This is a genomic window from Chloroflexota bacterium (assembly GCA_014360805.1).
GTDB lineage: Bacteria > Chloroflexota > Anaerolineae > DTLA01 > DTLA01 > DTLA01.
In genome coordinates this window covers 1-6,570 of sequence record JACIWU010000123.1, presented here as the reverse complement: position 1 = coordinate 6,570, position 6,570 = coordinate 1, and the positions used below count along the sequence as shown (strand labels likewise).

Annotated in this window: 5 protein-coding genes; all 5 read left to right on the top strand. The window is 64.7% G+C overall.

The window, feature by feature from the left end; all coding sequences use genetic code 11:
• Positions 1 to 434 (top strand): universal stress protein (locus tag H5T65_13565; GenBank protein MBC7260257.1); only part of this gene is annotated, 434 nt, incomplete at its 5' end.
• A complete protein-coding gene (locus tag H5T65_13560) occupies positions 431 to 2,164 on the top strand; it encodes an anion permease (GenBank protein ID MBC7260256.1) in 1,734 nt (577 codons plus the stop codon). The genes H5T65_13565 and H5T65_13560, both read left to right, overlap by 4 nt.
• Before the next feature lie 4 nt (positions 2,165 to 2,168).
• The gene (locus H5T65_13555) at positions 2,169 to 2,636 is read left to right on the top strand and encodes a universal stress protein (GenBank protein ID MBC7260255.1); all 468 of its coding nucleotides are present in this window, start codon (positions 2,169 to 2,171) and stop codon (positions 2,634 to 2,636) included.
• A gap of 182 nt (positions 2,637 to 2,818) precedes the next feature.
• A complete protein-coding gene (locus H5T65_13550; GenBank protein MBC7260254.1) occupies positions 2,819 to 4,681 on the top strand; it encodes an ABC transporter ATP-binding protein in 1,863 nt (620 codons plus the stop codon).
• 10 nt (positions 4,682 to 4,691) lie between these two features.
• Positions 4,692 to 6,512 (top strand): ABC transporter ATP-binding protein, encoded by a 1,821-nt coding sequence (locus tag H5T65_13545; GenBank protein MBC7260253.1) that lies wholly within the window; start codon positions 4,692 to 4,694, stop codon positions 6,510 to 6,512.
• The last annotated feature ends 58 nt before the right edge of the window (positions 6,513 to 6,570 follow it).

Here is a 6,570-nt window from a genome sequence, read left to right as displayed (position 1 = left end):
TCTGTGCGATTCGTGGCGGCCCCGAAAGCCAGGCTTCCATTCAGCGGGCCATTCGCCTGGCGCGCGAGACTTCAGAGCCGCTGCATTTTGTGTACGTCGTCAACCTGGAGTTCCTCACCCTGACGAACATCGGACAGGCCCACCTAGTCGCCGAGGAACTGCGACAGATGGGCGAGTTCATCCTCCTCATGGCCCAGTCCAAGGCCGAGGCACAGGGCGTGCCGGCCCAGATTGAAATCCGCCAGGGCGATGTCCTGGAGCAAGTCTTCGCCCTGTGCCAGGAACTGGACGCATCCTACGTGGTTTTGGGCCGCTCCAAAGGGCATGGCGACGCCATCAGCACCGACCACCTGGAGCGATTCACCGGCCGCATCGGCCTCTACACGAAGGCCAAGGTTGTGCTGGCAGACCCAGCCGACGAGGTGGGGGAATGAGGTCCGGCGCGAAGGACAGGCTCACCGCGTTCGTGCTGCTGGCGGCGCTCGCCGTGGCGTGGCTTATCGGCGGCGTTGCGCACCCGCGCGCGACCCAGGCCCAGACGGTAGAAAGCCTCACTGTCATCACCGGCTACGTGTTGGATAACCACGGCGAGCCGGTGGAAGGCGCCACCGTCGCGCTGGTGGAAGATGCAGGCACGCAGGCGCTGGCCGAGACCCAGACGGAACCCGACGGATTGTACTCCTTGCCCGTGCCCCGATCGCTGGGCACGAGTTTGGCCATCAGGGTCAGGCGCGCCCATTTCGTCTCGCAGGACATCCCCCTGTCCGAGGCAGAAGCACAGGCCCTCCAGCGCGGCGAGACCCTGGCGCTCCCCCCAATCCAACTGGAGCGATACATCGGGATCGCCTTCTGGCTGGCGACGGCCACATTCGTGCTCACGCTCATCATCATTGCCACCGAGCGGCTACACAACACCCTGGCCGCCCTGACAGGCACGGCTATCCTGCTGGGCGTCAGTTACCTCGGCCGGCTCATCAGCCCTGCCCTGTTCATCTTTGACTTCCAGCGTGCGCTCCGTTACGTGGACTGGAACGTGGTCTTCCTCATCATGGGCATGATGATCTACATCGCCGTCGTGGAAAGGACTGGCATCTTCCAGTGGCTGGCCTTCTTCGCATACCGCATCTCCGGCGGCAGGGGCTGGCTCCTCATGCCCATCCTGCTGGTCATCACCGGCCTGTTCTCGGCATTTCTGGACAACGTAACCACGATTCTGATCATGGCGCCTTTCACCGTGCAGATTGCGTTGGCGCTGGGCATCAACCCGCTGGCCTTGCTGCTGCCCGAGGTCATGGCCGCCAACGTGGCCGGAACCAGCACCCTCATCGGGACGCCCACCAACATCTTGGTGGGTTCCTTCGCCGACATCCCGTTCCATTCGTTCCTGGTGAACCTCACGCCAGGCGTGCTCCTTGCGCTCGTGGGCCTAATCCTCTTCTTTGAAATCCTGTACGCCCGAGATCTGACCCGTGCCGCCGCAAAGGTGTCCCCTGTCCTCCTGCAGCGCCTGGAGGAAAACGCAAGAATCACCGAGCCCGAAAACCTCAAAAAGGCGGGGTGGGTTGGACTCCTCATCCTGACCCTGTTCCTCTTGGGCGAGCCGTTCCATCTGGTGCCGGCGGTAACCGCGCTCATCGGAGCCACGATTCTTGTGGTGTGGACGCGCCCCAACGTGGAGGAGATGATAGAGTCGGTGGACTGGACGACGCTGATCTTCTTCATCACCCTGTTCATCGTCGTGGGCGGCATAGAGGAGGTGGGCCTGGTCAGCATGATCGCAGATCAGATCGGGAAGGTGGTGGGGCACAGCCTGCTGCTCACGTCGCTGACGCTCGTCTGGCTGAGCGCGCTCTTGTCTGGCGCCATTGACAACATCCCGTTCACCGCCGCGATGCTGCCGGTGGTGGACTTCCTCACCGGCCGCGTGCCGGGGGCCAGCAAGGAAGTGCTCTTCTTCGCCCTCGCCGTAGGCTCGGATTTCGGCGGCAATGTAACCCTCATCGGCGCCTCGCCCAATCTGGTCATGGCGGGCATTTCGGAGCGCGCGGGCTATCCGGTGCGATACGTGGATTGGTTGAAGAGGGGCCTCCCCGTTACCGCCATCACGCTGGTCCTGTGCACCCTGTGGCTCCTCATCCGATTCGGCCTCCTGGGCGGAGGGTGAAACCATGACGCAGTCCGAACTGCAAGTGGTCTGCGCCCTGCGAGGCGGCCTGGAATGCCGCAAGACGTTCTCGCGGGCCATCGCGCTGGCGCTCCAGATGGACAGGCCGCTCACCCTGTTTCACGTCGTAGATGTGGAGTTCCTGCGCGGCATCACGCTGGGCTCCCTGAAAGTCGTGCGCCAGGAATTGGAGAAGATGAGCGCGACCATCCTGGCCCTGCTGCGCGACTCCGCGCTAGAGCGGGGCGTGCGAGACGTCAACGTGGAGATTCGGGCCGGCCAGTTCCGCGAGCAACTCCAGGAGTTCCTCCGGGAGAATCGCGTGGCCGTGCTGGTCATGGGCTACCCTGTCATCGGTTCGCCGGGGAGCAACACGTTCACTCCCGAGGAGTTTGAGGCTTTCGTGAGGCACATCCAGGCCCAATGGGGCGTCCCCGTTGAGATGGTAGCGGCGGACGCGCCCTCTTGCTGACCGCGCCCGCCTCGGCACGCCCTCCCGCCCTCACGTTTGAACTCCCCTGCCGCTTTGCGCGTATTCTCCTTGAGGGATATACTGACATCAGCCTGCAAATGCTTGCACAGGCAGATTCGGTTCCGTCTCGTGGTGGCGACCACGGTGCGACGCACTTTCGGAAGTGCTTCGCGCCGATGCCCATGGCGCGACCAACAGGTTGTGGAACCGAGACCACAGGCGCGGCCTTTGCCCGCCTTTCGGAGACCCCTGTGGAGAAACGCGAGTTTACGGTCGCAAACGAATACCGATTTAACCGCTCCGGGCCTCTGCGCTGGATCGCTTCGCACATCCTGCGCTACCCGTGGCTTCCCGCTGCCGCGGCGGCGCTCGCCATCCTGGTCAGCGTGCTCACGAGCACCAACTCGGTGCTGGTGGGGCGGGCGTTTGACCTGGTGGCGGCGCCCAGCACCACGCCCGCCATGGTCTTGCGCGCCGCGCTGATCATCCTGGCCATCGGCGCGGGCCAGGGCATCGCCCAACTGGCGCGCAACTTGGCCGTGGAGATGCTGGCCCAGTTGGTGGAACGCGACGCCCGCGACGAACTCTACCTGAGCCTCCTGGGCAAGAGCCTCACCTTCCACGGGCGCCAGCGCATCGGCGACATCATGGCCCGCGCCACCAACGACGTCCACATGCTCAACCTGATGATCAGTCCGGGGCTGGTCTTCATCTTCGCCGCGCTGGTGGGCCTCATCGTGCCCATCGCCGCTATCCCGCTCAACCTACGCTGGGATTTGCTCCTGTCGCCGCTGGTGTTCGTGGTGCTGTTCGTCATCACCCTTCGCCGCTACGTCCGCGAGTTAGACCCGGTGGTAACCGCCGGGCGCGAGCGCTTCGGCCTGATGAATGCGCGCCTGGCCGAGACGATAGAGGGCATCCAGGTGGTGAAAGGCAGCGCCCAGGAACGGCAGGAGCAGAACATCTTTCTGGAGAACGCCCGCAAGTTCCGCGACATGTACGTCCTGCAGGGCAAGATTGAGGGCCGCTATCTGCCGCTCCTCGTGCTCAGCGTAACGACGGCGGGAGCGTTCCTCCACGCCCTTCTGCTGTACCGCCAGGGCGCGCTCACCGTCGGCCAGGTCGTTACCTACATGGGCCTGCTGCGCCTGCTGGGGTTCCCCACGTTCATCTCCATCTGGACCTTCGCGCTCATCCAGCAGGGCGTTGCCAGCGCCCGCCGCATCCTGCACCTCATCAACACCGAGACCGAACTGGACGAGAACCCCCAGGGCGTGGCGCGCCCTATCCGCGGCGAGATTGAGTTTGACCACGTGTCGTTCTCCTACGACGGCGCGCCTGTGCTGCAGGATATCTCGTTCCGCGCCAACCCCGGCGAGACCGTCGCCATTGTCGGCGAGACCGGGTCGGGCAAGAGCACCCTGACCAAACTGGTGAACCGCACCTACGACGTAACCGCCGGTCGCGTGCTGGTGGACGGCGTGGACGTGCGCGACTGGAACCTGGCTTCGCTGCGCTCCCAGATATCGGCCATTGAGCAGGACATCTTCCTGTTCTCTCGCTCCATTGCCGACAACATCGCCTTCGGCGCGCCGGAAACCGCCACGATGGAAGACATCCGCCGCGCCGCCCACCAGGCCCAGGCCCACGACTTCATCATGAGTTTCGCCGACGACTACCACACCGAAATCGGCGAGCGGGGCGTTACCCTGTCCGGCGGGCAGCGCCAGCGCCTGGCCATCGCCCGCGCCTTCCTCACCGACCCGCGCATCCTCATCCTGGACGACTCCACCAGCGCCATTGACAGCGCCACCGAGGACGAAATCCAGAAGGCCATGCGGCGCATCATGAAGGGCCGCACGACGCTGCTCATCACCCACCGCCTGTCGCAAATCCGCTGGGCCGACCGAATCCTGGTGCTGCGGCGCGGCCGGCTCGTGGATCAGGGCACCCACGACGAACTGCTGGCCCGCTGCGACGCCTACAGGCGCATCTTCGCGCGCTACGGCCTGGCTGCGCCCGATTCCAAACAGAAGTCTGCATGAGGAAAACGCCATGGGCTGGATGATGGACGGACTGGAAAGCGACCGCTATGACCGAACCTATGGCGACCTCAACCTGGTTCGGCGCGTGCTGGCCTACTTCAAGCCGCACTGGAAGGCCATGGCGGTGGTTGTGCTCGCCATTGTGTGCGACTCGGCCGTCAGCGCCGGCACCCCCATCCTCATCTCGTGGGGCATTGACCAGGTGGCCGGCCAGATGTCCAATGCCACCATTGCGCTCATCGTCGGCATCGTGCTGGCCTTCAGCGGCATGGCCTGGGTGTTCAACTACATGCGGTGGCGCATCTCGGCGCGCGTCGTGGGCGACGTGGTGCTCAAACTGCGGCAGGACGCCTTCGCCGCCGTAACCCAGCGCGACCTTTCGTTCTACGACGAGGAGCCATCGGGCAAGATCGTGAGCCGCGTTACCTCGGACACGCAGGACTTCTCCGAAGTGGTCATGCTGGTGCTCAATCTGGTCAGTCAGTTGCTCATGGTGCTGGTACTGTTCGCCGTCCTCGCCACCATCAACCTGCGGCTCACGTTGGTGCTCCTGGCCCTGGTACCTATCGTCATGGGCCTGGCCCTTTCGTTCCGACGATTCGCCCGTTCCGTAACGCGAAAGGCGCGCCGGGTGCTGGCGAAGGTCAACGCCCTCATCCAAGAATCCATCAGCGGCATCGCCGTGGCCAAGAACTTCCGCCAGGAAGCCGCCGTGTACAAGGACTTCCAGCGCCTGAACCAGCAGGCATACCGCGTAAACCTCATCCGCGGCTGGACGCTGAATACCATCATCCCCCTGCTGGAGATCACCGTCGGCGTGGGCACGGCGCTCATCGTGTACTACGGCGGCATCGTAAGCCTGCGCGGACTGCTCACGCCCGGCCAGTGGTACCTGTTCGTCCAGGCCATGTACCACTTCTGGGGACCGCTCACCAGCATCGCGTCGTTCTGGAGCCAGTTCCAGGATGGCCTGTCCGCCGCCGAACGGGTCTTCGCGCTGATTGACGCCGAGCCGAAGGTCGTGCAGGTGGCCTCGGAGCCGGTACCCAAACTTGAGGGGCGCGTGGAGTTCCGCCACGTGCACTTCACCTACACGGGGCGCGAGGTGGTGCTGGACGACTTCTCGCTGGAGATTCGCCCCGGCGAGACGGTGGCCATCGTGGGCCACACCGGCGCGGGCAAGTCCAGCCTGGCCCGCCTCATCGCCCGCTTCTACGAGTTCCAGAGCGGGCAGATTCTCATTGACGGGCGCGACATCCGCACCTTTGACTTGGCCCAATACCGCCGCCAACTCGGCATTGTCCCTCAGGAGCCGTTCCTGTTCTCGGGCACCGTCATGGACAACATCCGCTACACCCGTCCCGACGCCACCGATGACGAGGTGCGCGCCGCTGCCAGTAAGATCGCCAACGGCGAGTGGGTGGAACTCCTGCCCAACGGCCTGCTCACCGACGTGGGCGAACGCGGCGGGCGGCTGTCCATGGGCCAACGCCAACTGGTGGCCCTAGCCCGTGTGGTCCTGGCCGACCCGCGCATCCTCATCCTGGACGAAGCCACCGCCAGCGTGGACCCCTTCACCGAGGCGCAGATTCAGGAGGGACTGGAGGTGGTCATGGCGGGCCGGACGTCCATCGTCATCGCCCACCGCCTGTCCACCGTGGAGAACGCCGACCGCATCATCGTCCTGCGTGAGGGCAAAATCATAGAGGAGGGCACGCATCGCGCGCTGCTGGCCGCGGGCGGGCACTATGCGGAATTGTACAACACGTACTTCCGGCACCAGTCGCTGGAGTACATAGAGCAAGCGCGGCTGCTGGCCGCCGGCGCGTGAGTAGGCGCGGGCGTGCCAATCTAACCCCCTCGTTCCCCTTCTCCGCGCGCGGAGAGGG

Bases quoted from the DNA above. Each gene is read 5' to 3' on its own strand.
- H5T65_13560 (MBC7260256.1), top strand. From the start codon at position 431: ATGAGGTCCGGCGCGAAGGACAGGCTCACCGCGTTCGTGCTGCTGGCG.
- H5T65_13555 (MBC7260255.1), top strand. From the start codon at position 2,169: ATGACGCAGTCCGAACTGCAAGTGGTCTGCGCCCTGCGAGGCGGCCTG.
- H5T65_13550 (MBC7260254.1), top strand. From the start codon at position 2,819: ATGGCGCGACCAACAGGTTGTGGAACCGAGACCACAGGCGCGGCCTTT.
- H5T65_13545 (MBC7260253.1), top strand. From the start codon at position 4,692: ATGGGCTGGATGATGGACGGACTGGAAAGCGACCGCTATGACCGAACC.